The 3,064-nt window shown below is 41.1% G+C and carries 3 protein-coding genes; all 3 read left to right on the top strand.

Features of this window, described 5'->3' with window-relative positions; genetic code table 11:
- The first annotated feature begins 264 nt into the window (after positions 1 to 264).
- The 3 genes from WBA23_RS12325 (at position 265) to WBA23_RS12335 (ending at position 3,050) form a co-directional block, all read left to right on the top strand.
- Entirely contained in the window at positions 265 to 1,323 is a 1,059-nt protein-coding gene (locus WBA23_RS12325; RefSeq protein ID WP_424582582.1) for a sugar phosphate isomerase/epimerase family protein, read from the top strand.
- Between the two features lie 98 nt (positions 1,324 to 1,421).
- On the top strand, positions 1,422 to 2,144 hold the full coding sequence (locus WBA23_RS12330) for a 3-keto-disaccharide hydrolase (protein WP_424582583.1): 723 nt from the start codon (positions 1,422 to 1,424) through the stop codon (positions 2,142 to 2,144).
- Positions 2,145 to 2,837: 693 nt separating this feature from the next.
- On the top strand, positions 2,838 to 3,050 hold the full coding sequence (locus WBA23_RS12335) for a hypothetical protein (RefSeq protein WP_424582584.1): 213 nt from the start codon (positions 2,838 to 2,840) through the stop codon (positions 3,048 to 3,050).
- The last annotated feature ends 14 nt before the right edge of the window (positions 3,051 to 3,064 follow it).

A 3,064-nucleotide genomic window follows, 5' to 3' on the forward strand; every position in this document is an offset into this window, starting at 1 on the left:
TTGCAGTGCTTGGTAGAATGATGTATTTTGGTTAGTAGGGTGAATGGCCATCAAGCTTCTTTTTTAGTTCGCAAAACCAAAAATACGAAGCGGGCTCATTTGCCCTATCTTTTATAAGAAAGCCCTAGTTGTCACTAACCCTATTCTACACTAGACATATGGATTGCAGAAATCAACCTCTCAGCAACTACTTTTGAGAAAGAAAAAATAAGTTCTATTTTAGTGCCTCACCGGATTTTTTTGATAAACACAACCTGACAATTTATGAAGACAATGAAAGGGCCCGCTATCTTTTTAGCGCAATTTATGAGTGACGATGCTCCCTTTAATACTTTAGAAAGTGCCTGCAAGTGGATGGCCTCCGTAGGCTACAAAGGCGTACAAATTCCGACCTTTGATCCCCGCTGCATTGATCTATCCAAAGCTGCCGAAAGCAAAGACTACTGCGATGAGATTAAAGGCACCTGCCAAGATGCTGGCGTTGAAGTAACCGAGCTTTCTACCCACTTACAAGGGCAATTAGTTGCCGTTCATCCCGCCTACGATGCGATGTTTGATGGTTTTGCCCCCGCTGAAGTACACGGTAATCCCAAAGCCCGCACCGAATGGGCCGTTAATCAGATGAAGTTAGCGGCTAAAGCTAGTCGCAATTTCGGAATTGATGTACACGCTACATTTTCCGGAGCATTGGCTTGGCCATTTATGTATCCCTGGCCGCAACGTCCGGCGGGCTTAGTTGAAATGGCCTTTAAAGAGCTAGCTGATCGTTGGAAGCCAATTTTAGATGAATTTGAAGAACACGGCGTAGATGTTTGCTACGAAATTCATCCGGGGGAAGATTTGCACGATGGTATTACGTTTGAAAGATTTTTAGAGGAAACGGGCAATCATAAACGAGTAAAAATTCTGTACGATCCCAGTCACTTTGTACTTCAGCAACTTGATTATTTGGATTACATTGATATTTATCACGAGCATATTAATATGTTCCACGTGAAGGATGCCGAATTTAATCCTACTGGTCGGTCGGGTGTGTATGGCGGTTACCAGGGGTGGGTAGATCGTCCCGGACGGTTCCGCTCGCTGGGCGACGGTCAGGTAGACTTCAGTGCGGTATTTAGCAAGATGGCTCAGTACGACTACGACGGCTGGGCGGTAGTAGAATGGGAATGCGCGCTGAAGCACCCCGAACAAGGTGCTGCCGAAGGGGCGCCATTCGTCAGCGACCACATTATCCGCGTAACCGAAAAAGCTTTCGACGACTTTGCCGATAGCGGGGCCGATGACGAAGTCAATAAGAAAATTTTAGGAATTAATAATTAGTGTTAAGGTGCGAAGTGTTATAGTAAGTACTCATAAAACGAACATTCAAATACTATAACACTCAGCACAATAACACAATAACACTTAACTAAATATTTATGAACCAACGTATTTTATCATTTTTAAGTGTAGTGGCTCTGGCTATTGCAAGCGCTTGTACCTCAAGTAGTACTTCTGATGATGCTGCATTAGAAACTACTACCCCAATTGAACCGATAACTACTGAACCTGAGTGGCAGGATTTGTCATCGCTAGATGCTTGGCGTAATTACAAGGCTGATACGCTTTCCGACAGATGGCAAGTGGAAGATGGATCGATTATGCTAGTTGAAAAAGGTGGTGGCACCATTGTTACTAAGGAAGAATATGACAATTTTGAGCTGGAAATGGAATGGAAAATATCCAAAGGCGGCAATAGCGGCCTTTTCTTTAATGTCATCGAATCTGATGATCTAGGCCCAGCCTGGCATTCGGGCCCCGAGTACCAACTGCTAGATAACGAACGGCACAAAGATGCCCAGATTCGCAAGCACCGCGCGGGTGACAACTACGACGTGCAGCAATCTACCGTAGAAACGGTGAAACCCGCCGGAGAATGGAACACGACTCGTTTAGTAGTGAACGGCAATCAGGTCGAGCACTATTTAAATGGCGAGAAAGTAGTTGAATACGAACTGGGTTCTCAGGCTTGGCAAGATTCAGTAGCCAACAGCAAATTTGGCGAACTACCCATGTACGGAAAAGCTGATAAAGGACGCATCGCTTTGCAAGACCACGGTGATCAAGTCTGGTTCCGCAATATTCGCATCCGAGAGATGTAATTACTTCTTCTATTTTCCCCTTTCTAAATAGCTGTCATCGGCTTGTTCAAGATGGCTATTAGGATTCCCTTCTAAAGCACTGGCATTGGCTGGTGCTTTTTTTTGCTTTTCTAAATCATCTATAACTTTGTTTTAAAATTATTTTCATATTTTATATAAAATATAGCAATAAATACTAAAGAAAAAATTTGATTAATTATATAAATATTACGTGATTTGTATTATTCTTACCGGTAATTGAAGCATATGCTGAGAGGGTTACTGCTCACTAACTGTATAGAACCACTCCTTTTAAAATATCAAAAAGTGAGAATAATAGGTTAGGTATTTCACATACCATGCATTATGTTTCTTCGCTAAATCAATCATGATTTTCTCAATTATAACGGTTGGTCATTTGGCATTCATCACTATTGATTTATGAGGAGTGATAAAATGCATAGTAGTTAACTGAGATAATGGTAGTTGTCTTCGAGATGCATACTGCTGTAGATAGAATATATATGAAAGGAGTAATTTCCGATTTATCCTTACTTTTAATAGCTCTAGCTATAGCCTTTATTCAAATCATGGTTGTCTTAAGTGATTCTACCCGAGAAGGTTGGCAGAAAGTTGTCAGTGTGATTGGGTTCGCTCTATTTTTGTTATTGACCTCTGGTTAACTTTATATATTAATGAAGAAAAAGCGCAACTATGAAAATTAGCTCTCAAAAATTAGTCGCTATTTTTCTTCCGGTTCTTTCAATGATAGCTTGGTCAGGTAATGCACTATATCATGAGTTACTGTGGGGCAGTTATGACTGGAAATTCTACTTTGCGTTAATTGGTTTCATGATCTTCTTTTCATTTGGCTTATTTAGCGCATTCATTATTATTCGGCATAATCAAAACAAACATGAAATCTAATAAATTAGTCGCCC

Source organism: Tunicatimonas sp. (genome assembly GCF_049647865.1).
Taxonomy (GTDB): Bacteria; Bacteroidota; Bacteroidia; order Cytophagales; family Cyclobacteriaceae; genus Tunicatimonas.